At 68.5% G+C, this 25,640-nt stretch carries 28 protein-coding genes, 2 tRNA genes and 2 rRNA genes; 18 read left to right on the top strand and 14 right to left on the bottom strand.

Annotation, left to right across the window (positions count from 1 at the left end; all coding sequences use genetic code 11):
• Nucleotides 1-26 precede the first annotated feature (26 nt).
• The gene (locus NOV86_RS12480) at nucleotides 27-473 is read left to right on the top strand and encodes a FlaD/FlaE family flagellar protein (RefSeq protein WP_267641773.1); all 447 of its coding nucleotides are present in this window, start codon (nucleotides 27-29) and stop codon (nucleotides 471-473) included.
• 287 nt (nucleotides 474-760) lie between these two features.
• Nucleotides 761-1,264 (top strand): PadR family transcriptional regulator, encoded by a 504-nt coding sequence (locus NOV86_RS23085; RefSeq protein ID WP_303647621.1) that lies wholly within the window; start codon nucleotides 761-763, stop codon nucleotides 1,262-1,264.
• On the opposite strand, the gene NOV86_RS12470 is transcribed toward NOV86_RS23085, so the two are convergent.
• Both NOV86_RS12470 and NOV86_RS12465 read right to left on the bottom strand, forming a co-directional pair.
• Nucleotides 1,261-1,692, bottom strand: a complete 432-nt coding sequence (locus NOV86_RS12470; protein WP_267641771.1) for a DUF7112 family protein — start codon at nucleotides 1,690-1,692, stop codon at nucleotides 1,261-1,263. The genes NOV86_RS23085 and NOV86_RS12470 overlap by 4 nt on opposite strands.
• A gap of 144 nt (nucleotides 1,693-1,836) precedes the next feature.
• On the bottom strand, nucleotides 1,837-2,253 hold the full coding sequence (locus tag NOV86_RS12465) for a 30S ribosomal protein S6e (protein WP_267641770.1): 417 nt from the start codon (nucleotides 2,251-2,253) through the stop codon (nucleotides 1,837-1,839).
• On the opposite strand from NOV86_RS12465, the gene NOV86_RS12460 reads away from it, so the two are divergent.
• Nucleotides 2,203-2,619 (top strand): WNWW family protein, encoded by a 417-nt coding sequence (locus NOV86_RS12460; protein WP_497007454.1) that lies wholly within the window; start codon nucleotides 2,203-2,205, stop codon nucleotides 2,617-2,619. The genes NOV86_RS12465 and NOV86_RS12460 overlap by 51 nt on opposite strands.
• A 60-nt stretch (nucleotides 2,620-2,679) precedes the next feature.
• Entirely contained in the window at nucleotides 2,680-3,912 is a 1,233-nt protein-coding gene (locus NOV86_RS12455) for an MBL fold metallo-hydrolase (RefSeq protein ID WP_267641768.1), read from the top strand.
• A gap of 30 nt (nucleotides 3,913-3,942) precedes the next feature.
• On the opposite strand, the gene NOV86_RS12450 is transcribed toward NOV86_RS12455, so the two are convergent.
• Together NOV86_RS12450 and NOV86_RS12445 are read right to left on the bottom strand one after the other, a co-directional pair.
• Nucleotides 3,943-4,953, bottom strand: a complete 1,011-nt coding sequence (locus NOV86_RS12450) for a twin-arginine translocation signal domain-containing protein (protein WP_267641767.1) — start codon at nucleotides 4,951-4,953, stop codon at nucleotides 3,943-3,945.
• 91 nt (nucleotides 4,954-5,044) lie between these two features.
• Nucleotides 5,045-5,893 carry an alpha/beta fold hydrolase gene (locus tag NOV86_RS12445; protein WP_267641766.1) on the bottom strand — a complete coding sequence of 283 codons (849 nt, stop codon included), beginning with the start codon at nucleotides 5,891-5,893 and terminating at the stop codon, nucleotides 5,045-5,047.
• A gap of 103 nt (nucleotides 5,894-5,996) precedes the next feature.
• On the opposite strand from NOV86_RS12445, the gene NOV86_RS12440 reads away from it, so the two are divergent.
• Together NOV86_RS12440 and NOV86_RS12435 are read left to right on the top strand one after the other, a co-directional pair.
• On the top strand, nucleotides 5,997-6,974 hold the full coding sequence (locus tag NOV86_RS12440; protein ID WP_267641764.1) for an aldo/keto reductase: 978 nt from the start codon (nucleotides 5,997-5,999) through the stop codon (nucleotides 6,972-6,974).
• Nucleotides 6,971-7,651 (top strand): haloacid dehalogenase type II, encoded by a 681-nt coding sequence (locus NOV86_RS12435; RefSeq protein ID WP_267641762.1) that lies wholly within the window; start codon nucleotides 6,971-6,973, stop codon nucleotides 7,649-7,651. The genes NOV86_RS12440 and NOV86_RS12435 overlap by 4 nt, the downstream gene beginning before the upstream one ends.
• Nucleotides 7,652-7,665: 14 nt before the next feature.
• Here NOV86_RS12435 and NOV86_RS12430 read toward each other — a convergent pair whose 3' ends face one another.
• A complete protein-coding gene (locus NOV86_RS12430; RefSeq protein WP_267641761.1) occupies nucleotides 7,666-8,751 on the bottom strand; it encodes a class I SAM-dependent methyltransferase in 1,086 nt (361 codons plus the stop codon).
• A 210-nt stretch (nucleotides 8,752-8,961) separates the two neighbouring features.
• Here NOV86_RS12430 and NOV86_RS12425 point away from each other — a divergent pair, with 210 nt between their 5' ends.
• Together NOV86_RS12425 and NOV86_RS12420 are read left to right on the top strand one after the other, a co-directional pair.
• A complete protein-coding gene (locus NOV86_RS12425) occupies nucleotides 8,962-10,404 on the top strand; it encodes an FAD-dependent oxidoreductase (RefSeq protein WP_267641759.1) in 1,443 nt (480 codons plus the stop codon).
• A gap of 68 nt (nucleotides 10,405-10,472) precedes the next feature.
• Complete coding sequence (locus NOV86_RS12420) at nucleotides 10,473-11,189, top strand: plastocyanin/azurin family copper-binding protein (RefSeq protein WP_267641757.1); 717 nt, start codon at nucleotides 10,473-10,475, stop codon at nucleotides 11,187-11,189.
• Between the two features lie 54 nt (nucleotides 11,190-11,243).
• On the opposite strand, the gene NOV86_RS12415 is transcribed toward NOV86_RS12420, so the two are convergent.
• On the bottom strand, nucleotides 11,244-12,212 hold the full coding sequence (locus NOV86_RS12415; RefSeq protein ID WP_267641756.1) for an oxidoreductase: 969 nt from the start codon (nucleotides 12,210-12,212) through the stop codon (nucleotides 11,244-11,246).
• 157 nt (nucleotides 12,213-12,369) lie between these two features.
• On the opposite strand from NOV86_RS12415, the gene NOV86_RS12410 reads away from it, so the two are divergent.
• The 4 genes from NOV86_RS12410 (at nucleotide 12,370) to NOV86_RS12395 (ending at nucleotide 15,050) form a co-directional block, all read left to right on the top strand.
• A complete protein-coding gene (locus tag NOV86_RS12410) occupies nucleotides 12,370-13,227 on the top strand; it encodes an aldo/keto reductase (RefSeq protein WP_267641755.1) in 858 nt (285 codons plus the stop codon).
• Nucleotides 13,228-13,276: 49 nt separating this feature from the next.
• Nucleotides 13,277-14,134, top strand: coding sequence for a ZIP family metal transporter (locus NOV86_RS12405; protein ID WP_267641754.1), 858 nt, complete (start codon nucleotides 13,277-13,279; stop codon nucleotides 14,132-14,134).
• A 90-nt stretch (nucleotides 14,135-14,224) separates the two neighbouring features.
• Nucleotides 14,225-14,521, top strand: a complete 297-nt coding sequence (locus NOV86_RS12400; RefSeq protein WP_267641753.1) for a DUF8106 domain-containing protein — start codon at nucleotides 14,225-14,227, stop codon at nucleotides 14,519-14,521.
• Between the two features lie 82 nt (nucleotides 14,522-14,603).
• On the top strand, nucleotides 14,604-15,050 hold the full coding sequence (locus NOV86_RS12395) for a VOC family protein (RefSeq protein ID WP_267641752.1): 447 nt from the start codon (nucleotides 14,604-14,606) through the stop codon (nucleotides 15,048-15,050).
• A 7-nt stretch (nucleotides 15,051-15,057) separates the two neighbouring features.
• Here the strand turns inward: NOV86_RS12395 and NOV86_RS12390 are convergent, their stop codons facing one another.
• Entirely contained in the window at nucleotides 15,058-15,333 is a 276-nt protein-coding gene (locus NOV86_RS12390) for a DUF6360 family protein (protein ID WP_267641751.1), read from the bottom strand.
• 128 nt (nucleotides 15,334-15,461) lie between these two features.
• On the opposite strand from NOV86_RS12390, the gene NOV86_RS12385 reads away from it, so the two are divergent.
• The gene (locus NOV86_RS12385) at nucleotides 15,462-16,604 is read left to right on the top strand and encodes a hypothetical protein (protein WP_267641750.1); all 1,143 of its coding nucleotides are present in this window, start codon (nucleotides 15,462-15,464) and stop codon (nucleotides 16,602-16,604) included.
• Nucleotides 16,605-16,688: 84 nt separating this feature from the next.
• Nucleotides 16,689-17,675 carry a sodium:calcium antiporter gene (locus tag NOV86_RS12380; protein WP_267641748.1) on the top strand — a complete coding sequence of 329 codons (987 nt, stop codon included), beginning with the start codon at nucleotides 16,689-16,691 and terminating at the stop codon, nucleotides 17,673-17,675.
• A 66-nt stretch (nucleotides 17,676-17,741) separates the two neighbouring features.
• Here the strand turns inward: NOV86_RS12380 and NOV86_RS12375 are convergent, their stop codons facing one another.
• Both NOV86_RS12375 and NOV86_RS12370 read right to left on the bottom strand, forming a co-directional pair.
• On the bottom strand, nucleotides 17,742-19,523 hold the full coding sequence (locus NOV86_RS12375; protein ID WP_267641746.1) for a nitrite/sulfite reductase: 1,782 nt from the start codon (nucleotides 19,521-19,523) through the stop codon (nucleotides 17,742-17,744).
• 66 nt (nucleotides 19,524-19,589) lie between these two features.
• Nucleotides 19,590-19,913 (bottom strand): DUF8134 family protein, encoded by a 324-nt coding sequence (locus tag NOV86_RS12370; RefSeq protein WP_267641744.1) that lies wholly within the window; start codon nucleotides 19,911-19,913, stop codon nucleotides 19,590-19,592.
• Nucleotides 19,914-20,209: 296 nt separating this feature from the next.
• On the opposite strand from NOV86_RS12370, the gene NOV86_RS12365 reads away from it, so the two are divergent.
• Both NOV86_RS12365 and NOV86_RS12360 read left to right on the top strand, forming a co-directional pair.
• A complete protein-coding gene (locus NOV86_RS12365; protein ID WP_267641743.1) occupies nucleotides 20,210-20,353 on the top strand; it encodes a DUF8595 family protein in 144 nt (47 codons plus the stop codon).
• A 51-nt stretch (nucleotides 20,354-20,404) separates the two neighbouring features.
• Nucleotides 20,405-21,061, top strand: a complete 657-nt coding sequence (locus NOV86_RS12360) for a DUF7119 family protein (protein ID WP_267641741.1) — start codon at nucleotides 20,405-20,407, stop codon at nucleotides 21,059-21,061.
• Here NOV86_RS12360 and NOV86_RS12355 read toward each other — a convergent pair.
• Nucleotides 21,052-22,308, bottom strand: a complete 1,257-nt coding sequence (locus NOV86_RS12355; RefSeq protein WP_267641740.1) for a M20/M25/M40 family metallo-hydrolase — start codon at nucleotides 22,306-22,308, stop codon at nucleotides 21,052-21,054. The two genes, NOV86_RS12360 and NOV86_RS12355, sit on opposite strands and share 10 nt — an antisense overlap.
• 95 nt (nucleotides 22,309-22,403) lie before the next feature.
• On the opposite strand from NOV86_RS12355, the gene NOV86_RS12350 reads away from it, so the two are divergent.
• Nucleotides 22,404-22,477: transfer RNA gene (locus NOV86_RS12350), tRNA-Lys, on the top strand.
• 491 nt (nucleotides 22,478-22,968) lie between these two features.
• Here the strand turns inward: NOV86_RS12350 and NOV86_RS12345 are convergent.
• A complete protein-coding gene (locus NOV86_RS12345) occupies nucleotides 22,969-23,820 on the bottom strand; it encodes a DUF8231 family protein (protein ID WP_267641739.1) in 852 nt (283 codons plus the stop codon).
• A gap of 150 nt (nucleotides 23,821-23,970) precedes the next feature.
• On the opposite strand from NOV86_RS12345, the gene NOV86_RS12340 reads away from it, so the two are divergent.
• Complete coding sequence (locus tag NOV86_RS12340; protein ID WP_267641738.1) at nucleotides 23,971-25,017, top strand: enolase-like domain-containing protein; 1,047 nt, start codon at nucleotides 23,971-23,973, stop codon at nucleotides 25,015-25,017.
• A 43-nt stretch (nucleotides 25,018-25,060) separates the two neighbouring features.
• Here NOV86_RS12340 and NOV86_RS12335 read toward each other — a convergent pair.
• The 3 genes from NOV86_RS12335 to NOV86_RS12325 form a co-directional block, all read right to left on the bottom strand.
• A tRNA-Cys gene (locus tag NOV86_RS12335) sits at nucleotides 25,061-25,136 on the bottom strand.
• Between the two features lie 154 nt (nucleotides 25,137-25,290).
• Nucleotides 25,291-25,412, bottom strand: a 5S ribosomal RNA gene (gene rrf, locus NOV86_RS12330).
• Between the two features lie 126 nt (nucleotides 25,413-25,538).
• Nucleotides 25,539-25,640, bottom strand: a 23S ribosomal RNA gene (locus tag NOV86_RS12325); the annotation flags it as partial.

The following is a 25,640-nucleotide window of genomic DNA, read 5'->3' as shown; positions in this document are numbered from 1 at the left end:
ACCCAGAATTCTGGTAGGAGACACGGATGTCACTGCACACCGAGAAACCGTACCTGCGGTCGATGCCCAGCACTCCGGGGGCCATGGAGGCCACCATGGAGTGGGCTCGCTACCTCGGTGAGACGTTCGGGACCAGCGGGGCGCTCAACTGCCTGCGGTACTACGAGCACCTCGGCTGGATCGCCCCGACCGTCCGCGACGCGATGGTGACCTACATCCGGGGGCTCTCCCTCGCGGAGATCCACAACCGGAAGTACGACGAGCCGGCGACGCTCGAGTACCCGCTCGAGACGCTCTCGGGGACCCCCTTCGGGACCCACGCCCGCTCGCTGAAGTACATCGCGAAGATGGCCGGCGACGACCTCGAAGAGCACCTGATGCTCGCCCGGCTGGCGGAACGCCGCGTCGAGAAGGACCTCGACGAGGACGAACCCGCCAGACAGGAGATCATCAGGGCCATCGGCGACGACTGACAGAACGTAAATAATTCTGATACATAGCTGCCAGAGTCACCAGTATGTAATCCTAATTACTATTACTTATTCTGTGGATTCAGTGCTCTTAGAGTGTAATTTTCTCCATTTTTCGACTAGCAAACTCGCCCGGTTTTCGGCCGTTATCCTTATGTCACAGAACCTTGGTTGGCCAATTGACTTATTACAGGTGCACCCTAGGATTCAGTCAGTACCTGGACGCGATACGAGGCTCCTGGTGGAAGCCCATCCCAGTGCGTTCGGAGAAGGCCAGAAGGTGACGACAAATGTACGACGACCCCGATTCCCGCTCGGTGTTCAGCGACCTCACGGCCGCTGCCACCGGCGACGATGGCGGTGAAGACCAGTACGAACTGACCATCGGCTCCGCGCCGAAAGCCGACGACAAGTCCGTCGAGCGCGAGCTCGACGAGATGCTCGAATCGGTCGAAGCGGCGCTACCGGCCGACCACGCGGACTTCGACGAGACCATCATCAAGGAGAACCTCGACGAGATACTCCTGATGCTCATCTCGCTGCGCGGCGAGACCCACGGCAAGGAGCTCATCTCCGACCTCACGCGCCTGTTCGACGCCCAGCTCAGCCCGGGGACGGTCTACCCCAGCCTGCACCAGCTAGAGGACGACGACACTCTCCGGATGCACAAGAAGGTCCGGACCAAGGAGTACTCCATCCAGGACGAACACCAGGTCCGCGTGACCGTCGAGCGCACGATGCTCCAGCACCTCGCGTTCGGCTACCTGCTCTACTCGTTCCTCCCCCGGCTCTAATCCTCGATATCCTCGGCGATGGACGCGAGACTGTCGCTGGGTTTCTCCAGTGCGGTGTAGAACGCGCGGTCTCCCGGGGCCCGCAGGCCGTACTGGAACTCGTCTTCGATGACGTCGACCAGCACCGACCCGCCAGCGCTGCGGTTGTGCTTCGAGCACCACTCGGCGAGGCGGTCCTCGCCGTTCTTCTCGCGCGCCGCCGACGGCGAGTCGTAGACGCCCGCGATGACCAGCCCGTCGCTGGTCAGGTGCGACTCGATGCGGGCGTGACGCTCCTTCCCGTCGAGCATCATCCGGACGACCTCGCCCTCGGGGAACTGTGCGGCCTCGTCGGCCGGGAGTTCGATTCGGAGGCGGTCGGTCGCCCCGTGTTTCTGTAACTTCGCTCGCACCGTCGGCACTGCATCGGAAGAAACGCGATCAGCCATACGTACCAATGGACCGTCACGGCTCGAATACCTGTCGCTCGTCGGGTGGGGCGCGAAAGAAGTGTCGTGGGCCGCGAGCGCGCGCCGAGGGGGCGACCCCTCAGGAGACCTACGACGCGCTCGGGACGGACCCGTCTGGTGGTCTTACTCTTCGTCTGCGTCTTCGTCGTCGTCGCCCTCGAGACCGAGGAGCTCGGCGACGGACTGCTCGCCCGTCTCGACGACCTTCGTGTTGATCTGGCTCGTCGCGTCGGAGACGACGCGGCCACGGATGGTCAGGCGCTTGCGCTGGCCCGGACGGTCGGGGTTGTAGCCGACCGACTGCTCCTTCATCAGGACCTCCTTGAGCTGGGCACCGGCGATGTCGGCGCGCATCGGCCGCCCGGCGTCGTCGGAGCCGCCCGTGATCTCGAGCGTGCAGCCGTCGAGGCCGACGGCGGCGCCGTCGACCGTGTCGCCGATCTCCTTGTTCATGAATCGGTTCGCGTCCTGTTCCTCTGCTTCGAGCTGGTGTGTCGCGCCCGTCTCGGGGTCCGCAACGACGACGTTGAAACTCGCCATAGTGCCTCCATCTCGTTCACCGTCGTTCAAAACTCCGTCGAAAGCACCCCGAAAGGTAAGTCGTCTGCCGTCGAACCAGCGGGTATGCAACCCGGCCGACTGGAACTCCGCCTCGAACGCGAGTTCGGGGGACAGGCTCACGTCGTCGTGCGCGAGGCCGTGGACCTCCGCGACTCCGGACAGTACCGGCAGGACGCGGGCCACGAGCTGACCGCGGAGGTCATCGTGGACAACCTCCGCGACGCGCCCGAGGGCGACGTGGTCGAGCGATGGAACTGGTGGCTCGGGTCGCTCGCGCTGGCCTACGGCGACGAGTACCAGTACTTCACCGTCAGGCAGACCCAGCGCGAGAACGGGACGTTCTGACCCCGTCGGGCGCAGGCCGAACCGACGAAGGGAAACACCTCGACTCGCAAGGTCCGGTAGATGCAGCTACGGTTCCTCGGCGGTGCGGGCGAGATCGGGCGCAGCGCCATCCTCGTGGACGACTCGCTGTTGCTCGACTTCGGGATGGCCTCGGGCAACCCCCCGCAGTACCCCGTCGACCAGCCGACGCCGGACGCGGTGGTCGTGAGCCACGGCCACCTCGACCACGTCGGTACCATCCCGGCCCTGCTCTCTGGCGACGCGCGCCCGCCGGTCCACTGGACGCCGCCGACCGCCGAACTCACGCAGGTCCTCGGGCGGGACACGCTGAAGCTCAACGGCGGCACCTACGACTGCCCGTTCACCGAGGCCGAGCTGAAGCGACTCACCGAGGTCTCGTGGACCCACGCCTACGGCGTCCCCTTCGAAGCCGCCGGCTACGAGGTGACGTTCTTCAACGCGGGCCACATCCCCGGCAGCGCCCACGTGCTGGTCGACGACGGCGACACCCGGTTGCTGTACTCCGGCGACTTCCACACCGAGAACCAGCGCCTCCTCGCCGGCTCGCGCGACCGGCCCGACGCCGACGTGGTCATCACCGAGGCGACCTACGCCGACACCCACCGCGACCCCCGCCCGGAGATAGAGAAACGGTTCGCCGAGAGCCTGAAGACGACCATCTGGGAGGGCGGGACCGTCGTCGTCCCCGCCTTCGGCATCGGTCGGACCCAGGAGATAATGTGCGTCTGTGCGGCCCATGACATCGACTGCTACGTCGACGGGATGGGGACGCGCGTCACCGACATCTTCCGGCGGTACCCGTCGTTCCTGCGCGACCCCGACGAACTGAAACGCGCCAGCGGCCACGCCCGGTTCGTCACCGGCCGGGACGGCCAGCGAAAGCGCATCGCGAAGCAGAACACGGTCATCATCACGACCTCGGGGATGCTCCACGGCGGGCCCGCGATGACCTACGTCCCGGAGATCCGCGACCACCCGGTGAACAAGATAGCTTTTACTGGATATCAGGTCGAGGGCACGCCGGGCCACCAGGCGCTCGAACACGGCCGGGCGGAGATCGACGGGCGGGTCATGCCCATCTCCGCCCAGACCGAGCAGTACGACTTCTCGGCCCACGCCGACGCGGACGCCCTGCGCGAGTTCCTCGACTCGTACCGGGACACCCCGGTCCTCGTGAACCACGGCGACGACTGCGCCGGGTTCGCCGCGGAGTTGCGCGAAGAGGGGTTCGAGGCGGCCGCGCCGGAGTTAGGTTCGACCGTCGAGGTCTGACCCCGCCGGTCGTCCGGCCGACCCCACCGCCTACACCTCGACCTGCAACTCGAACTCGTACCACGTCCCGCGATACTCGGCGACCGCGCCGGGGTAGACGGTGCGCGTCTCGTACTCGTCGTAGGGGCGGAGGTGGTCCTCGATGCCGAGCGCCCCGAGCACGCTCGACAGCCCGTCCGAGAGCGGCGGGTCTTCGAGGTAGCCCCGGACCTCCTCCGGGTCGACGGCGGTGTCGAGCACGTCCCTCGCGGCACTCGACAGCGACACCTCGGAGAACCGGGCGTCCGGGACGGTCGATTCGACGTACTCCTCGATGGCGGCCCACGAGTCGCCGACGGCCTCGAGCGAGAAGGTGCGCTCGGGTACCGTCACGGTCCGCTGGTCGGTGAACGGCCGGTAGTAGTCCTCGGCGTACTCGACGAAGTCGAAGGGTGGCTCTGGCACCAGGTCGCTGGCGGCCGGGTCCAGCCCGTCGTGGAACTGGACGACCGGCTGCTCGTCGAAGTCGGGCGTGCCGAGGAAGCCGTCGCTGCCGGCGTAGATGGCGTCGAGCGCCGCCTCGACCACGCGACGGTCGGCGTCCGAGAGCGACCCGAAGGGCTCCATCGCGACCGCGGCGTCGCCGTCGGGCTCGTCGGCCCGTTCGAACCCGAACACCCAGCGGTCGCGGTCGACCATCGTCTCCGCGACGCGGACGTGGTAGAAGGTGCCCTCGTGCCGGAGGAAGGCGGGTCGCGGCCGGGCGTGGTCGCCCCAGTACTCGTACTCCGTGAGGGGCCACTGGAGGGCCGTGACGCTGCCCGTGTCGAGGAGCGTCTCGACGTACCCGGACTTGCGCTCGCTCGTGTAGTCGACCCGCGTCTCGGCCCGGACGTCGGTCGGGTCCGGGATCAGGTACTGCCGGGCGAGCGAGTCCTCGAGGTCGTGGGCGAGGAGCTGGTAGCCCGACTGGCCGGTACCGAAACTGAGACAGCCGGCGGTCGCGGCCAGGCCCGCGGCGGTGCCGGCGAAGCGGAGGACGTCGCGGCGTGAGGGCTGCATGTCGTTGTGTCACCGAATCGAGAGTAGCGGGTAAACCTCTTGTGTTCGACCGGGCCGGTGGGTCTGGTCTCCGGGCGGTCCGGGCGGCCCGTCACCCCGCGAGGAACCGCCGAATCGGGGCGATCTGGGCCGCGACGTTCAGCCCCGGGGGATGCCCGCAGTCGAGTTCCAGCACCTCCGTCTCGGGCCGGCGCTCCAGCATCTCCTCGACGGTCGCCTCGTGCAGGATGTCGGACTCGCGCCCCCAGACCACGAACACCGGACACTCCAGCGACTCCCAGCGCCGCCACGCCTCGGCGTCGGACACGTCGTCCTCGCCCCGGAGCAGCGGCGTGACGATGCGCTCGTCGTAGTCCCGGGTGACCAGGCCGTCGTCGCGCCGGCGCATGCTCGTGAGGGTGAACCGGCGCCACTGGGCGTCGGTCTTCTCGTTCGATGTCGCGTAGGTCTCGCGGTACCAGTCCTCCAGGTCGGTGACCGTCTCGCAGACCGGCGGGTTCGTCAGGTACGACTCGATGCGGTCGACCCCGTCGTCGGCCTGCGTGAGGACCGGCCCGATGTCGTTGCAGACGAGGTGGGTGACCCGGCCGTCGAGGGCCGTACTCGCCAGCGTGATGCCCAGCAGTGCTCCCATCGAGGTGCCGACGTACCGGAACTCGTCGAGGTCGAGCGCGTCACAGAAACCGAGGACCGTGTCCCGCAGTGCCGGCCAGGTGTACCCGGTGTCGGGGTCGTCGGCCCACTCGCTCAGGCCGCGGCCGGGCATGTCCGGGCAGAGGACGCGGTAATCGTCGGCCAGCTCGCTGGCGAGTGGGTCGAAGTCCCGGCCGTTCCGGGAGAGGCCGTGGACGCAGACGACGACGGGGTCGTCGGGGTCGCCCCACGCCGAGTAGTGGAGTTCGGTGCCGTCGACGGTGACGAACTCGTCGGTTCTGGTCATGTGTACACGAGCCACGGTATGAGGTATAAATCGGGAGGCTAGCGCCGGACGCGGGGCTGCCGCCAACCCAACCTACACCTGCCCGGGCGTGGAAGTCGGTCCCATGGAGTACACACGACTCGGAGACACCGGTCTCGAGGTCTCCCGGCTCTGTCTCGGCTGCATGAACTTCGGCACCGGGCAGCCGTGGATGAACCACGACCGCGAGCAGTCACTGGCCGTCATCGACCGCGCTCGAGAGCACGGTATCAACTTCTTCGACACCGCCAACATCTACTCGACGGGCGAGAGCGAGGAGATCCTCGGCGAGGCCATCCAGGAGTACGACCGCTCCGAGCTGGCCATCGCGACGAAGGTCTACTTCCCGATGGGCGACGGCCCGAACCAGGGCGGCCTCTCGCGCAAGCACGTCCTCGACCAGGCCGAGGCGAGCCTCGACCGGCTGGGCACGGACTACATCGACCTCTACCAGATACACCGCTGGGACGACGAGACACCGATTTCGGAGACGCTCTCGGCGCTGGACCACCTCGTCGAGGAGGGGGTCGTCCGGTACGTCGGCGCGAGTTCGATGCCGGCCTGGAAGTTCACGAAGGCGCTGTACGAGGCCGACGTGGCGAACCACGAGCGCTTCGTCTCGATGCAGTGCGAGTACAACCTCGTCGACCGCCACGAGGAGGCGAACGTCCTGCCCGCCTGCCGGGACCAGGGTATCGGCGTCATCCCGTGGTCGCCCCTCGCCGGTGGCTTCCTCTCGGGCAAGTACGAGCGCGGCGAGGAGCCCGAGGAGGGCCGCGCCGCGAGCGACGAGTACACCCGCGAGCGGTTCACCGAGGACGGCTGGGCCGTCCTCGACGTGGTCCGCGACCTGGCCGACCAGAAGGACGCGACGCCGACGCAGGTCAGCCTCGCGTGGCTGTTGCACAGGGAACTCGTCGACGCCCCCATCGTCGGCGCGAAGTCGGTCGACCACCTCGACGAGGACGTTGGCGCGCTCGACGTCGACCTGACCGACGAGGAGATGGCACGCCTCGAGGAACCCATCACGCCGGTCTGGAACCGGGACATCGGCGACGTATGAGCTTCGACGCATCCCAGGTGTCGACGGTCACGTTCGACTCCTACAGCACGCTCGTGGACGTGGAGGCCGCAGAGGAGGCCCTGGCCGCCCGCGTCGACGACCCGGAGCCGGTCTCGCGGCTGTGGCGCGCCCGGTCGCTCGAGTACACCTTCGTCGGCAACCAGGTCGACGTGTACAAGCCGTTCTACGCGGTGAACCGGGACGCCCTGACGTACGCGCTGGAGGCCCACGACGTCGACGTCTCGGCGGACGAACGCGAGGAGATACTGTCGGTGTACCACGAACTGGACGTCTTCGACGACGTGCGCGACGGCGTCGAACGCCTGCGAGACGCCGGTTACGACACATACGTCCTCTCGAACGGGAACCCCGAGATGCTGGACTCGATGGTCGAGCACGCGAACATCGGCGACCTGCTCGACGGCGTCATCAGCGCCCACGAGGTGGAGACGTTCAAACCCGACGCCGAGTTGTACCGCCACGCCGCCGGGCGGACCGGGACGCCCATCGACCAGATCGCGCACGTCACGGCGGGCTGGTTCGACGTGCTCGGCGCCCAGCACGCCGGGATGCAGGGCGTCTGGGTCGACAGGAAGGACACCCCCTGGGAACCCTTCGGTGCCGACCCGGACCTGACGGTGACGGGGTTCGAGGCACTGGTGTCCCGGCTCGGGTAGTTCCGCCCGACTGCTCAGGGATACAGCCGGTAGAAGCGGTAGCGCTCGTGTTCGATGGGGAGCACCTCGACGCGCTCGAAGCCGGCCTCGTCGGCGTAGAAGCGCAGGGTGTCGGGACGCATGACCGCGCCGGTCCCCGCGGAGGGCTGTTCGGCCAGCCCCACGGGCAGGCAGTGCAGCACGCTCCAGCCGTAGGTGAGCCAGTCGTACTCCAGTTCGTCCCCGAAGCCGTCGCCGACCCGGCGGTCCATCACGAGGACGGAGCCGTGCTCGCCGGCGAGGTCGCGCATCGCCGAGAGCGCGCCGACCGGGTCCGCGAGTTCGTGGACGCACTCGAACGCGAGGACGAGGTCGTAGGGCTCGTCGGTCGTCAGGTCGGCCACGTCGGCCTGCTGGACGTCGACGCGGTCGACGAGGCCGAACTCGGCGACGTGTCGCCGCGCCGATTCGACGGCGCGCCCGTCGGTGTCGAACGCGTCGACGTGGACCGTCGGGTAGGTGTCGGCGACGCCGATGGCCGCGAACCCGTGCCCGCAGCAGACGTCGGCGACGCGGGCGTCCTCGAGGTGGAGGCGCGCGTCCACGTCCGGGAGGGCCTGGAGCCACTCCCGGCCGAGGAGGTCGAGGTACGCCGGGCGGTTCAGCCGGCCCTGCCCCTCGCGGTAGTCGTCGCCGTAGGCCTCGCGGGGGACGCCCTCGCCCGTCCGGAACGCCTCGACGACGGCCGAGATGGGGGTCGCCGCGCCGACGAACAGCTGGGCGAAGGGGGCCAGGAAGCGCTCGCTCTCCAGGTCGGTGAGTATCTCGACGTGGGCCGGGGGCAGCGAGTACCGGCGCTCCTCGGCGGGTTTCGCCGGGTCGTCGACGGCGAGGATGCCGGAGACGGTCTGCTGTTCGCACCACTCGCGGACGTACCGGTCGTGGGTGTCGGTCTCGGCCGCCAGTTCGGCGGCGGTCAGGGGGGAGTCACCGGCGAGGGCGTGGTAGAACCCGAGGGTGTCGCCGATGTAGATGGCGAAGACGTCGAACGCGCCGGCCATGGCTCCGAGGAGCCGTTCCGCGAACGCGTCGCGCTCCGCATCTGTGGCCAGGGTTGCCATAGCCGTACAGAGGACGCCCGAGACACTAAACCGTCGTGTCGGGGTGTGAGACAACTCCTATCCGGGTATTCAGGGACGATGAGACGTCCGGATGAGGGGTCGCTGGTGTGGGGCGGTCGGTACCGGCGACCGCCCGGAGGACCCCACGGCCGTGCGTCTCGGGTGCCAGCAGGAGCAACTATCTTGATGCCATCGCGCGATTGTGCCGGTATGACGGACCCGTTCGTCGTCGTCGGTGGTGACGCCGCCGGCCTCAGCGCCGCGAGCAAGTGCAAACGCGAGGACCCCGACCGCGAGGTGGTGGTCTTCGAGAAGGGCTCGTGGGTGTCCTACGCCCACTGCGGGATGCCGTACTTCGTGAAGGGCGAGGTGGAATCGCTGGACCGCTTGCTCTCGCTCTCGCCCGAGGACGTGGCCGACCGCGGCATCGACCTGCGACGGAACCACGAGGTGCTGTCGGTCGACACGGACGCGAAGACCGTGACCGTCCGGGGGCGCCACGACGAGACGTTCGAACAGCCCTACGGCGACCTGCTCGTCGCCACCGGGGCCCACGCCGTCACGAGCCCCATCGATGGCGCGGACTGCGAGGGCGCGTTCACGATGCACGGCCTCGACTCGGCGGCCCGGACGCGGGCGTTCCTGCTGGACCCCGACGTCGACGCCGTGGCCGACGTGGGCGGTGAGCCGTACGTCGACGAGGAGGAGGTGCGCCACTACGGCGCCATGGAGCCGCCGGAATCGGTCGCCATCGTCGGCGGGGGCTACGTCGGCGTCGAGATGGCGGAGGCGTTCTCGGCGCACGACCTCGACGTCCACCTGTTCCAGCGGAGCGAGCACGTCCTGAAGCCCTTCGGGGAGGCGGTCGCCGACCGCGTCGAGGACCACCTGCGCGAGCAGGGCGTCACCCTGCACCTGAAGAGCGAGGTCGAGGGCATCCGGAGCGACGCCGACGGCCGGGTCGAGGCCATCGCCTTCGACGGGCAGGCCATCGCGGTCGAGATGGCGCTGGTCGGTATCGGCATCCGCCCGAACACGGGTATCGTGGAAGGGACACCGGTCGAACTCGGTGACTCCGGGGCCATCGCGGTCGACGACTACGGTCGGACGAACGTCGAATCGGTCTACGCGGCCGGCGACGTGGCCGAGATGCGCCACGCCGTCACGGGCGAGCCGGACTGGGTGCCCCTCGGCCTCACGGCGAACCGGGCCGGGCGCGCCATCGGCCAGACCGTCGCGGGTGGCCCCGACGCCGACCCCGAGCCGGTCGGCGACATCGCGGGGACCGCGGTGGTCAAGGCGTTCGAGCAGGAGTGCGGCCGGACGGGCATCGTCGACCTCGACGCCGCCCGCGAGCACGGCTTCGACCCGGTGTCCGAGACCATCACGTCCCGGTCGCGCTCGGGCTACTACCCCGGGGCGGCCGAGACGACCGTCACGCTCGTCGCTGACCGCACCTCCGGGCGCTTGCTCGGCGGGACCATCGTCGGCACCGACCGGGCCGCCATCCGCATCGACGTCCTCGCGATGGCGCTGGAGCAGGACGCGACGGTCGCCGAACTCGAACGGACCGACCTCGCCTACGCCCCGCCGTTCGCCCCGGTCTGGGACCCCATCCTGACCGCGGCGAAGGTGCTCCGCGGTTCCATGTGACACGTGAGCGCGGTGCTACCACGCGTCCTATAATATTTATTACCTTTTGGACCCTCCAGAGGGCTGCTATGACAGGGGGAGACCGCTCGACACAGCACCGCACATCGACCATCGGGCGCCGACAGTTCGTCGGCGCACTCGGGGCGGCCGGCCTCGTCTCGACCGCCGGCTGCCTCGGCGGCGTCCTCGGGACCGGCGAGCCGACCGAGAGCATCGACGCGACCTACGGCTGGATCGGCGAGACCGCCGACACCGAGCCCGCGAAGGAGCCCGACCACACCGTGACGCTCTCGATCCGACCCCGCGAGCAGGGCCCGCCGGAGTTCTTCTTCGAGCCGACCGGCCTCGCCATCGAGTCGGGTGACGTCGTCAAGTTCGTCGCGGCCTCGCCGGACCACGCCGTCAACGCGTTCCACACCGACTTCGGCCGGACGCCCCGCGTCCCCGAGGGCACCCCCGGGCTGACCTCACCCATGCTGAAGCCCGGCTCGTACTGGCTCTACGAGTTCGAGACCACCGGCGTGTACGACCTCGTCTGCACGCCCCACGAGACCTTCGGCATGGTCATGCGCGTCGTCGTCGAGGAGGCGACCGGCCCCGGTGCGTCGCAGGCGACCGCCGAGCAGACCGGCCAGCTCCGCCCGCCGATGGAGGCCGCCGTCCGCGTCCTCAACGACGAGGCGCTGGCGCCCGACGCCATCCTCGACGCCGGCCGCGTCTCCTGGGAGGACCTCGCCGCCGAGAGCAAGGCCCCCGCCGGGGGCGGCGACCACGGCGGCGAGTAGGACGACGAGAACACGACAGCAGCAGAGGCGCGAGCCACCGTCGCCGGGGCCCGACTACCGGTCCCGGTCGCGGTCGAGCGTCGCCCGGACGCCGAAGTCGTACTCGACGCCGGTGAGGTCCTCCGAGACGTCCCAGAGGCGTTCTGCGGTCGCCACGTCGTAGGAGCGGTCGCTGGAGCGTTGCTTCTCCGGGGACCCGCGCATGTCCATGAACCCGCCCGGCCCGACGTACTCGCCGCCGGCCACGTCGTAGGCCGTCGCGGCGTACAGCATCGGGAGCGCCCCCTGCGCCGCCGACTGCGCCATGACCGCGTTCGCGACCTTCATCATCCAGAGCCGCAGGGTGGAGCCCGACTGCTCGGGGCCGCGGCGCTGGAGGTTCGTGGCCGCGTAGCCGGGGTGACAGGCCACGCTGAGGACGTTCTCGATGTCGGCCTCGTCGAGCAGGCGGTCGAACTCGTAGGCGAACAGGACGTTCGCCAACTTGCTCTGGGCGTAGGCGTCCCATTCGTCGTAGTCGTCCTCGCCGTGGAGGTCGTCGAAGTCGATGCGGCCGCGCTCGTGCAGGCCACTGGACTGGGTGACGACGCGCGTCTCGCCCTCGGTCTGGTGGAGTGCGTCGAGGAGGTGACCGGTCAGCGCGAAGTGCCCGAGGTGGTTCACGCCGAACTGCATCTCGAAGCCGTCTCGCGTCTCCTGCCGGGGGATGGCCATCACGCCGGCGTTGTTGCAGAGGACGTGGAGTTCGTCGTAGTCCTCCTGGAAGGCCTCCGTGAAGACGCGGACCGATTCCAGCGACGCGAGGTCGCACTCGCGCACGTCGAGGTCCGCGTCCGGGACCGACTGCTGGATCTCCCGGACCGCCCGTTCGCCCTTCTCGACGCTCCGGCAGGCCAGCACGACCGTCGCACCCTTCTCGGCGAAGGTCTTCGTCGCCTCGTAGCCGAGCCCACTGTTCGCCCCCGTCACGACGACGACCTTGCCGCGCTGGGCGGGCATGTCGTCTCGCGTCCACTTGCTCATGTTGGTTGTCGTATAGGGGGCGGGGGTTGAAGGTCGTACTGCTGTCGGCGGTCCGTCCGGGCGGGGTCACCGTCGGTCACCATCGCCAGAAGCCCCGCCCAGTCCACCGCGACACGGACACATTTCAGTCCCGCCCGCGACGGTTCTCACGAACACGATGCCAGTCCAGAACCAGGCGGATACCTTCGACATCGGCGGCGAGTACACGGTCAAGCGACTCGGGTTCGGCGCGATGCGGCTCACGGGCGAGGACATCATCGGTCGGCCCGAGGACGAGGCGTACGCACACGAGGTCCTCCAGCGCGCGGTCGACCTCGGCGTGGACATGATAGACACCGCGGACTCCTACGGCCCGGGCGTCTCCGAGCGCCTCATCGGGGAGGCGCTGGACACGACACGCGACGACCTCGTCGTGGCGACGAAGGGCGGCCTCCTCCGGAACCGCGAGGGCGAGTGGCTCCCGATGGGCGACCCGGACTACCTCCGGAACGCGCACCTCTGCTCGCTCGACCGCCTCGGCGTCGAGAGCATCGACCTCTACCAGTACCACCGGCCCGACCCGGACACCGACTTCGAGGAATCGATGCAGGCGCTCGCCGCACTCAAGGACGACGGGGTCGTCGACCACGTCGGCGTGAGCAACGTCACGGTCGAGCAACTCGACACGGCCCGCGAGGTCGTCGACGTCGCGACGGTACAGAACCGCTACAACGTCGCCTATCGCGACGAGGCCGACGTCCTCGAGGCCTGCGAGGACTACGGTATCGGCTTCATCCCGTGGTACCCGCTGGCCGCGGGCGACCTCGACTCGGTCGGCGACGCTCTCGACGACGTGGCCGACGCCCACGACGCCTCCCACCAGCAGATCGCGCTGGCGTGGCTGCTGCACCGCTCCGACGTGACCCTCCCGATTCCGGGCACGTCGAGCATCGAGCACTTAGAGGAGAACGTCGCCGCGTCGGCCATCGAACTCACCGACGACGAGGTGTCGCGGCTCACCGCGGCCGGCGAGTAGGCCGTGATTCGGTAACGGTTTTCTCGGCGGCGGGAGTACCCCGACGCGAATGCCGGGACTCGTCGCCGCCATCGAACAGCAGTTCACCGCGTGGTTCGGCCACAGCGCCCTGCTCTGGGGGCTGGTCGGCGGCGTCGTCATCGCGGCGATGAACATGCTCGGCGCGCTGCTCGTCTTCGTCTGGGACGACCCGTCCGAGCGCGCCCTCGACGCGGCCCTCGGGTTCGCCGCCGGCGTGATGCTCTCGGCGAGTTACACGAGCCTCATCCTGCCGGGCATCGAACTCGCCGGCGGGCGCCTCCTGCCGGTCGTCGTCGGCTTCTTCGCCGGCGTGGCGCTGCTCGACCGGGCCGACGAGTGGGTGCCCCACGTCCACGTCGCCATCACGGGCAGGAAGCGACTGGAGGGTCGCGGCGACGACGCCCGGGTCGCGTCCGTCCTGCTGTTCATCGTCGCCATCACGCTGCACAACATGCCCGAGGGGCTGGCGGTCGGGGTCGGCTTCGGCTCCGCGGCCATCGACCCGGGCGCGACCCTCGACGGCCAGAGCGCGCTGGGCAACGCGCTCTCGCTCATGCTCGCCATCGGCATCCAGAACATCCCCGAGGGGCTGGCGGTGTCCATCGCGGCCATCAACGCCGGGCTCGGCAAGCGTTTCTACGCCGCCTTCGCCGGCATCCGGGCCGGCCTCGTCGAGATTCCGCTCGCGCTGTTCGGCGCGCTGGCGGTGTCGCTCGCCGAGCCGATCCTCCCCTACGCGATGGGCTTCGCGGCCGGCGGGATGCTGTTCGTCATCAGCGACGAGATCGTCCCCGAGACCCACGCCCGCGGGCACGAACGCGTCGCGACCATCGGGACGATGGTCGGCGTGATGGTGATGCTCTCGCTCGACGTGGCGCTCGGGTGAGGCGGCCGCCAGCACAGTGTGAACAGCTCTGTTGCGTACGTTTCACATCCTCAGCGTGTGCTTTTGGTCTTCCAGCCCTGACCCTCGCGTATGCCCACCATTCCCTCCACACCGGGCGCCAGCGAGAGCCGACCGAAGGCGACGCTGTTCTGCCCGGACTGCGACCACGCGTCCCCGGCCGACGGCGACTGGGTCCTCGTGGACCACCCCTCCGGCACCGCCTACGACTGCCCCGACTGCGAGACGACCATCACCGTCCGCCCGACGTTCGACGAGTCAGACGCGCGTGACGGCCGCGCCGGCCTCGCGTTCGCGCCGCTGGCCGCCTGGTCCGACTACCTCCAGGCGGTCCAGCGCGCCGCCGCGTCCTGGTACCCGTCGCTCTGACAGGTCGACGCGGCCGACGACCCACCCGACCGCCCCCGCGACCGGTACGGGCTTTTTCCCTCTCCAGTCCGTTTTCTTATACATGACACTCGGTGGCTTACACCACATCGCCCTCGGCGTCCCGGACGTCCCCACCGCAGAATCGTTCTACTGCGAGCTGTTCGACCTCGACGTGCTGTTCCGGGAGGGGAGCCTCGACGGGGACTTCGGGGCCCTCCCCGAGGGCATGGAGTGGCCCGAAGCCGACGCCGCCGGCGTCGACCCGGGGCTGACGTTCGTCGGTCGCGACGACCTCGCGCTCGCGCTCGCCCACGACCCCTCGACGCCCGAGGGCGGTCACGTCGACCACATCGCACTGACCGTGAGCGACGCGGAACTCGGCGCCATCTGCGACCGCGCCCGCGAACTGGACTGCGGCGTCGACCAGCGCGAGACCGCCGCCTTCGTCGTCGATACCTACGGCATCGAGTGGGAACTCAACACGAGCAGTCCGCCGCCGGAGACGCCGTTCAAGACGCTCGACGTCTGAACCGGGGCTACTCGTCGCCGCCAGCCGCCGTCTCGGCGGACTTCTCCAGCGCCGCCGCCAGCGTCCGCGCCTGGTCCGGGTCGAGCGAGAGTTCGTCGACGTGGGCGGGCAGGTGCTGTTCCGTCATGTTGTCGAGTTCCAGTTGCAGGAGGACGTTCCCGTCGTCGTCGGTGGTGACGTTCGCCACCGAGAAGCCCTCCTCTGTGAAGTCGTGGCCCCGCGCCTCGGCGTCGACGAGGTCGAGGGTCGTGTACGCGTTGACCTTGAGCAGTCGGTCGGCCATGTGCGGCGTGAGGAGGGCAGGGCACTTAGGCCGCTCGTCGGCGGCGGGATTGGGCGCGAGTTGCGCCGCGCGGGCAACCAGACGTGACAGCCAGTAAACTTTTCAGCAGCTATCGATAGGTTGCGGGTATGAAACGACGGGCGCTGCTGGGGGCGCTATCGGGGGTCGCCGTGGCCGGCTGCCTGCGGTTGAGCTCCGGTGAGGAGGACCGGACAGGACGGATGTCGGTCCGGACGAGCAGTACGGCCACCGCGACGAAGACGGCGGCCGAGACCGACCCGCAGACGACCACCGGGCGGGTCGGCGAGCTGGAGTACCCGAGTGGGCTCTCCGACGACGGTATCGGCCGGTTCCTCTTCGCGTTCCACACGCAGGCGCTCTCGCAGGCGAGCTTCCACACGAAGTGGTCGAAGGTCGACGCCGACAACTCGCGGATGGAGTGGCAGAAGGAGTACCGGGTCGACGACGGGACGGCCTACGGCTCGTGGACCCGGGCCCACCTCGGCACCCCGTGCGAGATATACCGGGACAGCACCGACGGCTTCTGGCGCGAGGACGTGGGCGACCACTACACCTACGGGAACGACCGGCAGGACTACGCGGTCCGTGAGCTCACCTGGAAACTGGAACTCGAACCGCTGCTCCGTGCGGCGGCGTGGAACAAGCCGACACTCGTCACGGAGGAGTACCCTGCCGTCTGGCGCGTCGAATCCGCGGGGATCGCGGACGAGACCGCGGTCCCGGACCACTACGGGGGGACGCTACAGGACCTGTCAGTGACGGCCGAGGTCGACGAGAACGCCATCATCCGGTCGGTCGAGGCGACCTACCGAGTCGACCAGCCCGACGGAGACACGAGGGCGTTCCTGAGCAGGTTCGAACTCGACTCCCTCGGGCAGGTGTCGGTCAGCGAACCGGCGTGGGTGGCCACCGCGGCGGACGAGGTCCCAACGGTCTCGGCCACCTTCACCGACGACCGACGGTTCGTGAAACTGACCATCGACTCCGGCGCCCGGATCGAACCGGAGAGCGTCGTCTACGTCCCCGAAGAGAACGGCCCGAACGCGTGGGAGCACCACCTCGACGACCCCATCGAGCCCGGCGTCGAGGTGTACCTCTACAGGGACGGTTCCCCCGACGCCTTCGGGAGCCTGAACCTCGTCCGAGGCGCGAAACCGACGGGGGTCACCCCCTCGCGGTTCGCGCCCGGGTCACGGGTGTTGGCCCGCCGCCGGAGCAGCGAGTACTTCGACCCCGTCGCCGTCGAGTGAGAGACAGCCGTTCTCCGTCGAGGCCGACTGCCCGCGACGGTCCCCCAGGTAATCCTCAAATACCAGCCGCGCGACCGGACAGGTATGGTCGACGTCTCGACTATCCAACCGTTGCTCGTGGGAGTGCTCGCGCTGGCGGTCCTCGTCAAGAGCGCGCAGGGGGCGGTCGGGGCGCTCATCCGACTCGCCAAGCACTACGACGTCCCCGACGTGGTCGTCGGCGTGACCATCGTCGCGGTCGGGACGAGCCTGCCCGAGATCGGCTCGCACGTCATCGCGTCGCTGGGCATCGTCTCCGGGACGCTCGACTTCACCGTGGCCTCGGCGACGGTCCTCGGCGGGAACATGGGCTCGTCGGTGACCCAGCAGTTGCTGCTGTTCGGCATCTTCCTCGTGGGGTACGGGCGCTACCACCCGCGCAGCACCTTCCTCAGGTCGACGTTCGTCCCGATGGTGCTGGCGTCCGTGCTCGTCCTGCTGGTCGCGGTCGACGGGACGATATCGCGCCTCGACGGCCTCCTGCTCCTGGCGGCGTACGCGGCGCACACGTACTACGCCGTGACCCACCGCGAGCGCGGTGGGGTGCCCCCGGAGCCCGAGAGCAAGCGCGTGGGGCGTGACGCCGCCATCGCGGTGCTGGGGCTGGTCGGCGTCATCGTCGGGGCCTACGTCGTGCTCGAGGCCGTCGAGCTGGTCGTCGACCGGCTCCGCCTCGGCGGGTCGATGGTCGGCCTCGTCACCATCGGGCTCGCGGCTGCCCTGCCAGAGCTCTCGACCGTCTTCGAGGGGCTGCGCCGGCGCGCCCCCGACATCGCCATCGGGACGCTCGTCGGGAGCAACATCGTGAACCCGCTGCTCGCCATCGGGCTGGGCGGCGCCATCTCGACGTACCAGGTCCCGCAGGCGGTCGTGGTGTGGGACCTCCCGGTGAAGGTCCTCGCGGGGGTCGCCGTACTCGGCTGGCTGTGGACGCTCGGGAAGGGCAGCCTCGGCAGGAGGGAGGGGTTCTACATGATAATGGCCTACTTCGCCTTCGTCAGCGGTCGATTGCTGCTGTTCGCCGGGCAGTGAGGGCGAGAGCGAGAGTGAGAACGAAACCGAGAGAGCGAGAGCGCGAAAGTGAGAACGAGAGCGCGGTCAGTCGTCGGCGTCCGCCAGCGGCGTGCCGTCCGCCGCGTTCGGGGCCGGGCTCGCGTCCATCGAGTCCTCCTCGGCGTAGGGGTACCACGTCCGCTTCGTGTTGTGCATGAACGGGTCCTCGTAGCTGGTCTCCTCGGGTTCGACGAGTTCCGCGAGTTCCTCGGCGTCGCGCGAAGCGACGAAGGCCCGGAAGCTCTCCTCACCCTCGCGCTGGGCCTCGAAGTTCGCGAGCAGGTTCTCGATGGCGCCCGGGACCTCGTCGGCCGGGACGCGCTCGGTGACCCACTCCGCGAACTGGGGCTCCTCGCCGAGGCCGCCGCCGAGGCCGATGTCGAGGGCCTCGACCGGCTCGCCGTCCTTGCGCGTCTTCATGCCGCGCAGGGAGACGTCGGCGATCTGGGGCTGGGCGCAGGAGGCCGTACAGCCCGAGAGGTGGATGTGGAAGTCCTCGATGCCCTCGGGCAGGTCGACGTGCTCCTTCAGCCAGCGAGCGTAGCGCACCTGCCGGTTCTTCGTCTCCACGATGGAGAGCGAGCAGAACTCGGTGCCGGTACAGGCGATGGAGCCACGCATGAACGGGTGCGGGTCCGGCGAGTAGTGCTCGAAGACCGGCTCCGAAAGCAGGTCGTCGAGGTTCTCCTCGGGGACGTCCGTGAGGATGATGTTCTGGCGCTGGGTGAGGCGTGCCTCGCCGGAGGCGTACTCCTCGGCGGCGTCGGCCATCGCGATGACGTCGTCCGCGCCGACGCGGCCCACGAGGCAGTTCAGGCCGACGTAGTAGTTGCCGTCGTCCTGCTCGTGGATACCCACGTGGTCGTGGTGGCCGCCCTTCTCGTAGCCGGCGTTGTAGGTGTACTCCGAGCGGAGGTCCTCGCCGGCGGTGTGGAGTTCGAAGTCGACGAACTCCTCCTGGAGCGTCTCGCGGAGCTTCTCGGTGCCCCACTCGTCGACGAGGAACTTGATGCGGGCGTTGTAGCGGTCCTCGCGGTCACCGTACTCGCGGAACAGCGCCGAGATGCCGCCGGCGACGTCGGCGACGCGCTCGGGCGTCGCGAACACGTCGATGTCGCGGGCGAGGCGGGGCTCGTTCCGGGAGAGGCCGCCGCCAACGCGGATGTTGTAGCCCTCGACCTGTTCGCCGTCGATCTCCTTCGTGGCGGGTTCGAGCGCGAGGTCGTTGATGTCGCCCTGGCCACAGCCCTCGCGGCAGCCGGTGACGGAGACCTTCCACTTCCGGGGGAGGTTCGAGTGCTCCTCGTTGCCCTTGAAGCGGTCGTTGAGCTCGTGGATGGTCGGCAGCGCGTCGACGTGCTCGTGCTTGTCCTTGCCGGCGACCGGACAGCCGACGATGTTGCGCCAGGAGTCACCGCAGGCCTGCAGGGTCGAGAGGCCCACGGACTCGAGTTCGTCCCAGATGTCGGGCACGTCCTCGATGTTGATCCAGTGGAGCTGGATGGCCTGACGGGTGGTCACGTCGGCCCAGCCGTTCCCGAACTCGGGGTTCTCGGCGGGGCCCTGCGAGTACTCCTTCGCGACCTCTCCGATCTTCCGGAGCTGGCCGGGTTCGAGCACGCCTGCCGGCGGCCCGATGCGCATCATGAAGTAGGACTCCTGGCCGGCGCGCTGGTGGTACAGGCCGTACCACTTGAAGCGCTCGAACCACGCGTCTCGCTCGTCCTCCGGGATGGCGTCCCAGCCCTCCTCGGCGAACCGTTCCATGTGGGCGCGGATGTCCGTGCCGTAGAGCTCGGACTTCCACTCCTCGACGTCGGTCGGCATAGAAACGCATACCGGCTCTAGCACTAAACCAGCCCCTCCCTCGTCAGGTAGCCCCGGTACTCCCGCCTACCGGAGATTCTTGCCAGGTTCGAGCGTCGCCCGGAGTTCGGTGGGGTCGAAGGCGTGGAAGTCGCCGTCGCTGACCCGGCCAACCGGCAGCCAGTCGAGGAAGCCCTCGGTCCCGCAGTCGATGCACTGGCCGACCGCACACACCTCGACGCGGTGGCGGTCGACCCCGACCTCGGTGAACGCCTCGAGGACCACGTAGGCGACCTCACAGTCACAGAAGTCGGTCGTCGCGAGCGGCCAGATGTCGCTGTTGGGCACCTGTCGCTCGTTGTTGACGCTGATCCACGCGCCGTCGTCGAGGACCCGCAGTTGCGTGGCCATACCGTCAGTACGACACCGGGACGCCTTCGTCCTTCGCCTCGTGCAAGGGTTCGCGTCGTCGGTGACGCCACCCGTGGCCCGAACCGCCAGCAGGCGGCCGGATCACCCGACCACGTGCCGTCACAGGTACCGGCGGCAGTATCCGGTATCGGGTAGTGGCGGACACGATTGTGTCTGGAGCGTCGGTTATACCCCTTCCTGTCATAGGAGGCATCGATGACCGACGAGTCGACACCCGAACGCCAGCACGCGTCAGCAGACGTCGCTCCCGAGCTGTACGAACCGGAGGGAGAGCGATGACGCGCCAGAACGTCGAACGCGACCCCGACGAGGACGACACCGAGAACGAACGCCACGACGAGCACCTTCGCGACGTGGACGTCGGCGCTGGCTGTACCGAGATCTGGGAGCACCTCTCCGACCAGCGCGACGAGGAGTGACCGGCGCACACCAGCGAGGCGCTTTTCACTGATGACGGTGAATCCTCCCCCATGACAGACGACCCTCCGACCGGTGCCGGCCGTGAATCGCCGGTCGGCGAGCCCGTCATCCGCGGCGACCCCGCGGTGACCGGCGAACGCGCCCGGGACGCGGTCGAGTTCGACCCCGACGACCCCGAGAGCGTCGCCGAGGCCGCCGACACGGTGCGCCGGTTCGCACAGAACACGGTCGGCGGTAGCGACAACGTCTACATGCTCCGCGGGGCGGCCGCCTGCGCCGCACTCGTCCGCGGGACCGGCTCCTACAAGGTCGCAGCCGAGCGCGCCGGCGACCCCGCGACCGTCTCGTTCATCCGGAAGTGGGCCCGCGTCCACGACCTCCCCCAGTCCATCCGCCGGCACGTCGCGATGGGCCACATCGCCCCGACCGCCGCCAAGCACATCGCCCGCGTCGGCGGCGAGGCCCGGTTCCACCTCGCGTGGGCCACCCTCGACGGCGACCTCACGGTCCGCCAGGTCCGCACCGTCGCCAGCGCCGTCAACGACGGCGTCCCCGTCGAGGAGGCGCTCGCAGAACACGACGTGTCCCTCGGCGAACTCACCGTGACGCTCCCCGCCGACGTCTACCGCGAACTCCGCCGACACGCCGCCATCGAGAGCAAGTCCGTCGACGAGGCCGTCTCGGACGCCCTCTCCGACTACCTCTGATTCTCGCGGCAGAAGCGTTCGACCGCGTCCGAGAGCACCGCGCCCGCCGTCAGCACCTCCGCGAAGTCGACGGTCTCGTTCGGGAAGTGCGCCTGCTCGATGCTCCCCGGCCCGAACAGCACGGTCGGGATACCGGCCGCCTCGTAGTGCCGGCTGTCCGCCCCGTAGGTCGCCCCCCGGGGCTCGCTGTCCAGCCCGGCCGCCGCGGCCGCGGCCTGCACCGCGCCGACGACCGGCTCTCCGGGGTCGACCTCGGCGGACTCGAACTGGATGGAGAAGCGCTCGAACTCGGGCGGGTGCTCGCTGAGCCACTCGCTCTCCTCGGCCACCGACTCGAGGCGCTCGCGGAACTCGGCCTCCACGTCGGCGACAGTCTCGCCCGGTGCGACCCCGATGCGCACCTGTGCGACCAGCTCGTCGGGCACCGCCGAGGCCCAGTTCCCCGCATCGACCGTCCCGAAGCTCACCGGCCACTTGATGGGGAAGTCCTCGTAGAGGGGATGGGTCACGCGCTCCTCGCGCTCGGTCTCCAGGTCCGCGAACGCGTGGCGGACCGTCTCGAAGTGCGGCAGCACCGACTCGCCGCGCCAGCGCGTCGCCGCGTGTGCCGACCGCCCCTCGAGGCGAAGCTCCATCATGACGCTCCCCTCGACGGCCGTCACCACGTCCAGCTCGGTCGGCTCGGTGACGATGGCCGCGTCCCGGTCGAAGGGGTACGGGTTCGACAGCGCCGCCGCAGCCGCGCCGATACCGCCCTCCTCCTCGCCAGCCACCGACTCGACCACGATGCGCCCGTCGAACTCCCCCTCCGTTGCGAGGTGGCGGGCCACGAACACCGCGACCGCCAGCCCCGCCTTCATGTCGGCCGCACCCCGGGCCGTCACGCGCGAACCGTCCCACGCCGGCTCGAAGGGGTCGGTGTCCCACGCGCTCTCGGTCACCGGCACCACGTCGACGTGCCCGTTCAGGACGATGGTCGGCCCGGCCGCCGGGTCACCGACCTCGACCACGCCAGCGACGCTCGGCCGCGCGACCGTCTCGATCTCGGCGGGGTCGTCCGGGAACGAGGGGTGCTCTGCCAGCTCGTCGGCGTCGGCGAGCCACTCGTACGTCTCGAACCCGAACGCCTCGAACTGCTCGCGAAGCCAGCGCTGGGCCGCCAGCTCGCCACCGTCGGTCGTGTCGAATCGTAACAGCTCTTCGAGGAACCCCCGCAACTCCGCGTCCCAGCTGGCGAACTCGGTCATGGTTGCGAGCACGACAGCGCCCGTGAAAACACTCTCGCAACGACCCCGACAGAACGATAATCATTTAACCGTGCCCGGGCCAATTTCGGGGTACGGGGCCGGTAGCTCAGTTCGGCAGAGCGTCTGGCTTTTAACCAGACGGTCGGGGGTTCAAGTCCCTCCCGGCCCGTTTTCCTGCGAACGACAGTGAGCAGTGAAAACGCCATCGAGGACTGGAACCAGCGAGCGAAACGAACATAGTGAGTGGAGCGAGTGAGGTTCAAGTCCCTCCCGGCCCGCTTCTGCGAAGTCACGGACGTGACGAGCAGCGCGGCCAGAGGGTCTTGAAGAGACCAGGCGCGCGCAGCGAAGCGAGCACGTCTGGGGGTAGTTCAAGTCCCTCCCGGCCCGTTTTCCTGCGAACGACAGTGAGCAGTGAAAACGCCATCGAGGACTGGAACCAGCGAGCGAAACGAACGTAGTGAGTGGAGCGAGTGAGGTTCACGTCCCTCCCGGCCCGCTTCTGCGAAGTCACGGACGTGACGAGCGGCGCGACTGGATGGACCTGAAGAGACCGGTCCGTCGAGTAGCGACGCTGGTGAGCAGCCAGCGCGGAGAACGAGACGAGCAACTAGCGTGGTGGAATCCTGAATCGAAACGAGACGGGAAGAAGCGAGGCCGTTACTCCTTGCGCGGCAGGAACGCCAGTCCGACCAGCAGGACGAGCGCGGTGCCACCGACGAGGACGACGCCCCAGAGCCCGTTGATGCGCTCGTGGAAGCGGTCCTCGGTCTCGAGGGAGGCCATGAGCTCCTTCTGGGCGGCCTCACCACGCTTGAGCTGGACCGACTCGCCGTCCGGGAAGTGTGCCGCGTACTCGACGCCGTTGAGCGTCACGTTCGCGTTCTGGCCGAACGAGACCTCGTTCTCCTTGGGCTGCGTCCAGGTGAACGTGAGGGTCTCCGGCTCGCGGGTCACCGTGCTCTGGTTGCCCTTGAAGTTGTAGGTGTCGCCGGTGATCTCGAGCGTCTGCCGGCCGATGGAGTCGTTGTTCGCGATGTACTCCTCGACGGTGACAGCCTGGCGGTCCGGCTGGTCGAGGTCGCCGTCGATGTACTGGGTACCGTTGACCCACTGCGGGCTGTACTGGTCACCGGGCTCCCAGCGCAGGGTCACCTCGTTCGGGGAGGAGGTGTTCGCGATGAACGCGCGGTAGGTCGTGTTCTGGTAGGTGACCGTGGTGTTGTTCGTCCACGTCTCGGAGGTCGTCGCCGACTCGTTCACCCAGACCAGTTTGGCCGTGTAGGTGACGCCGCCACCACCGCCGTGGCCGCCGCCGGACGATTCACTGGCGGACACCTCGGTCGCGTTGTACTGTCGACCGTCGACTGTGAGGGTGTCCCCCGATGTCAGCGTCGCGTCCGGATTCTCGAGTCCCACTTCCGGGGCCTCTGCGATCGTGATGAACGCGTACGCCCCCGCCGTGAGTGCGAGGAATAAGGCGACGTACGCCGCCGCTGCTCGTCGTTGCATGTGTGGGGCGTAGTACGCCCCGCGTATAACGATTACTAACTCCCGCAACCGGTTCGAGCGCCCCTCACAGCCGGTTCTCTGTCGACACGTCCTGCTGGCGCGAATCCCACGGCGGTAGACCCTTCCCACTGCCCCATCAATCACGGTACCATGGGACTGTACGACTCTCTGGCCGACCTCGACCTCCAGGTCGACGACTACGAGCTGACCCGCCACGAACGCGACACCTCCAGTGACTTCACCCGCGTCTCGACCGTGTTCGAACTCCACGGCGACGGCCACGTCGGGCGCGGCGAGGACGTCACCTACGACACCCCCGACCACGACGCACTCCTCGACGCACACGACTTCGACTTCGCGGGCACGTACACGCACGAGACCTTCTCCGAATCGCTCGACGACGTGTCCCTCTTTCCACAGCCCCCCGAGCGCGACACCGCCCGCCACTACCGACGCTGGGCCGTCGAGAGCGCCGCGCTCGACCTCGCGCTCAAACAGGCAGGGACCTCTCTGGGTGAGGTGCTCGGCCGGTCCTACGACCCGGTTCGCTTCATCGTCAGCACCCGGCTCGGTGACCCGCCGACCTTCGACCGTATCGACGACATCCACGACGTCTTCCCCGACGCCGAGTTCAAACTCGACCCGACGCCCGACTGGGACGACGACCTCGTCGCCGACCTCGCCGCGACCGACGCCGTCCGCGTCCTCGACCTCAAGGGCCTCTACGAGGGCACCAGCGTCGACCAGGAACCCGACCCGGAGCTCTACCGCCGTGTCGTCGAGGGGTTCCCGGACGCCGTCATCGAAGACCCCGCCCTCACCGACGAGACCCGCCACGTCTTCGACGGCCACGAGGGCCGCGTGAGCTGGGACTACCCGATAACCGGCATCGAGAGCGTCGAATCACTCCCGTTCGCCCCCGACTGGCTCAACATCAAACCCTCCCGGTTCGGGACGGTCCAGTCCCTCCTCGACACCATCGACTACTGCGACGAACACGACATCACGATGTACGGTGGCGGCCAGTTCGAACTCTCGGTCGGGCGCGAGCACATCCAGACACTCGCCTCGCTGTTCTACCCCGAGGCGCCAAACGACGTGGCTCCGGGCGGCTACAACGACCCCGAACTCGCCGACGACCTGCCGGAGAGTCCGCTTCCCGCACCGGACGCGGCCACCGGTCTCGACTGGGGGTGACGGGGCGGAAGAGAGCAGTCGCTCACGGATCGAGTACGAAAGAAGCCAAGGGCCGGATTTGAACCGGCGATGGGCGGCTCTGCAGGCCGCTGCGTTCGGCCGGACTCTGCCACCTTGGCACGCAGCAGATACTACTGCTTTCTGGCGTTTAAACGTAGCGATACGGTGTTGCCACTGTGGGCTGGTAGCTGCCCGGAGCGCACTGTCGGCACTCCCGGGCCATAAATGAAGAAAGCCACACACCCACGACGGGTGTGTGGCTCGTAGTATGAATGGAGGCGGCGAATGGGTTTTCCCAGAGGCTCGCGCACTCCAGTACTCGCCCAAACGCAGGTGAGCTTAACTTCCGTGTTCGGGATGGGTACGGGTGTAACCTCACCGCTCTGGCCGCCTTAACGCCGATTCGCGGAATCGAACCGCGACCATGATCCAATATCGGTGGTCTTGAAACCAGTGTGTAAACGCAATCCAGTTAACGCCTGGACCTTCCACCAGAACGGTGAAGATCCCAGTATGCGGTATGATTGTGTGGCTCGACCTGTTAGTGCTCGCGGGCTGAACGTCTCGTTGCCTTGACGCGTACACCCCGAGTCTATCGAACTCGTCTTCTACGAGTGGTCTCA

Source organism: Haloarchaeobius amylolyticus (assembly GCF_026616195.1).
GTDB classification, from domain to species: Archaea; Halobacteriota; Halobacteria; order Halobacteriales; family Natrialbaceae; genus Haloarchaeobius; species Haloarchaeobius amylolyticus.
This window is presented reverse-complemented; position numbering and strand designations above follow the sequence as displayed.

Coding starts and splice junctions, on each gene's coding strand:
- NOV86_RS12465 (WP_267641770.1), bottom strand. CDS start 2,253: ATGGCGAGTTTCAACGTCGTCGTTGCGGACCCCGAGACGGGCGCGACA.
- NOV86_RS12345 (WP_267641739.1), bottom strand. CDS start 23,820: ATGCAACGACGAGCAGCGGCGGCGTACGTCGCCTTATTCCTCGCACTC.
- NOV86_RS12445 (WP_267641766.1), bottom strand. CDS start 5,893: ATGACCAGAACCGACGAGTTCGTCACCGTCGACGGCACCGAACTCCAC.
- NOV86_RS12450 (WP_267641767.1), bottom strand. CDS start 4,953: ATGCAGCCCTCACGCCGCGACGTCCTCCGCTTCGCCGGCACCGCCGCG.
- NOV86_RS12440 (WP_267641764.1), top strand. CDS start 5,997: ATGGAGTACACACGACTCGGAGACACCGGTCTCGAGGTCTCCCGGCTC.
- NOV86_RS12355 (WP_267641740.1), bottom strand. CDS start 22,308: ATGACCGAGTTCGCCAGCTGGGACGCGGAGTTGCGGGGGTTCCTCGAA.
- NOV86_RS12385 (WP_267641750.1), top strand. CDS start 15,462: ATGAAACGACGGGCGCTGCTGGGGGCGCTATCGGGGGTCGCCGTGGCC.
- NOV86_RS12390 (WP_267641751.1), bottom strand. CDS start 15,333: ATGGCCGACCGACTGCTCAAGGTCAACGCGTACACGACCCTCGACCTC.
- NOV86_RS12435 (WP_267641762.1), top strand. CDS start 6,971: ATGAGCTTCGACGCATCCCAGGTGTCGACGGTCACGTTCGACTCCTAC.
- NOV86_RS12470 (WP_267641771.1), bottom strand. CDS start 1,692: ATGGCTGATCGCGTTTCTTCCGATGCAGTGCCGACGGTGCGAGCGAAG.
- NOV86_RS12370 (WP_267641744.1), bottom strand. CDS start 19,913: ATGGCCACGCAACTGCGGGTCCTCGACGACGGCGCGTGGATCAGCGTC.
- NOV86_RS12455 (WP_267641768.1), top strand. CDS start 2,680: ATGCAGCTACGGTTCCTCGGCGGTGCGGGCGAGATCGGGCGCAGCGCC.
- NOV86_RS12480 (WP_267641773.1), top strand. CDS start 27: ATGTCACTGCACACCGAGAAACCGTACCTGCGGTCGATGCCCAGCACT.
- NOV86_RS12430 (WP_267641761.1), bottom strand. CDS start 8,751: ATGGCAACCCTGGCCACAGATGCGGAGCGCGACGCGTTCGCGGAACGG.
- NOV86_RS12395 (WP_267641752.1), top strand. CDS start 14,604: ATGACACTCGGTGGCTTACACCACATCGCCCTCGGCGTCCCGGACGTC.
- NOV86_RS12365 (WP_267641743.1), top strand. CDS start 20,210: ATGACGCGCCAGAACGTCGAACGCGACCCCGACGAGGACGACACCGAG.
- NOV86_RS23085 (WP_303647621.1), top strand. CDS start 761: ATGTACGACGACCCCGATTCCCGCTCGGTGTTCAGCGACCTCACGGCC.
- NOV86_RS12405 (WP_267641754.1), top strand. CDS start 13,277: ATGCCGGGACTCGTCGCCGCCATCGAACAGCAGTTCACCGCGTGGTTC.
- NOV86_RS12360 (WP_267641741.1), top strand. CDS start 20,405: ATGACAGACGACCCTCCGACCGGTGCCGGCCGTGAATCGCCGGTCGGC.
- NOV86_RS12415 (WP_267641756.1), bottom strand. CDS start 12,212: ATGAGCAAGTGGACGCGAGACGACATGCCCGCCCAGCGCGGCAAGGTC.
- NOV86_RS12340 (WP_267641738.1), top strand. CDS start 23,971: ATGGGACTGTACGACTCTCTGGCCGACCTCGACCTCCAGGTCGACGAC.
- NOV86_RS12410 (WP_267641755.1), top strand. CDS start 12,370: ATGCCAGTCCAGAACCAGGCGGATACCTTCGACATCGGCGGCGAGTAC.
- NOV86_RS12380 (WP_267641748.1), top strand. CDS start 16,689: ATGGTCGACGTCTCGACTATCCAACCGTTGCTCGTGGGAGTGCTCGCG.
- NOV86_RS12425 (WP_267641759.1), top strand. CDS start 8,962: ATGACGGACCCGTTCGTCGTCGTCGGTGGTGACGCCGCCGGCCTCAGC.
- NOV86_RS12400 (WP_267641753.1), top strand. CDS start 14,225: ATGCCCACCATTCCCTCCACACCGGGCGCCAGCGAGAGCCGACCGAAG.
- NOV86_RS12375 (WP_267641746.1), bottom strand. CDS start 19,523: ATGCCGACCGACGTCGAGGAGTGGAAGTCCGAGCTCTACGGCACGGAC.
- NOV86_RS12420 (WP_267641757.1), top strand. CDS start 10,473: ATGACAGGGGGAGACCGCTCGACACAGCACCGCACATCGACCATCGGG.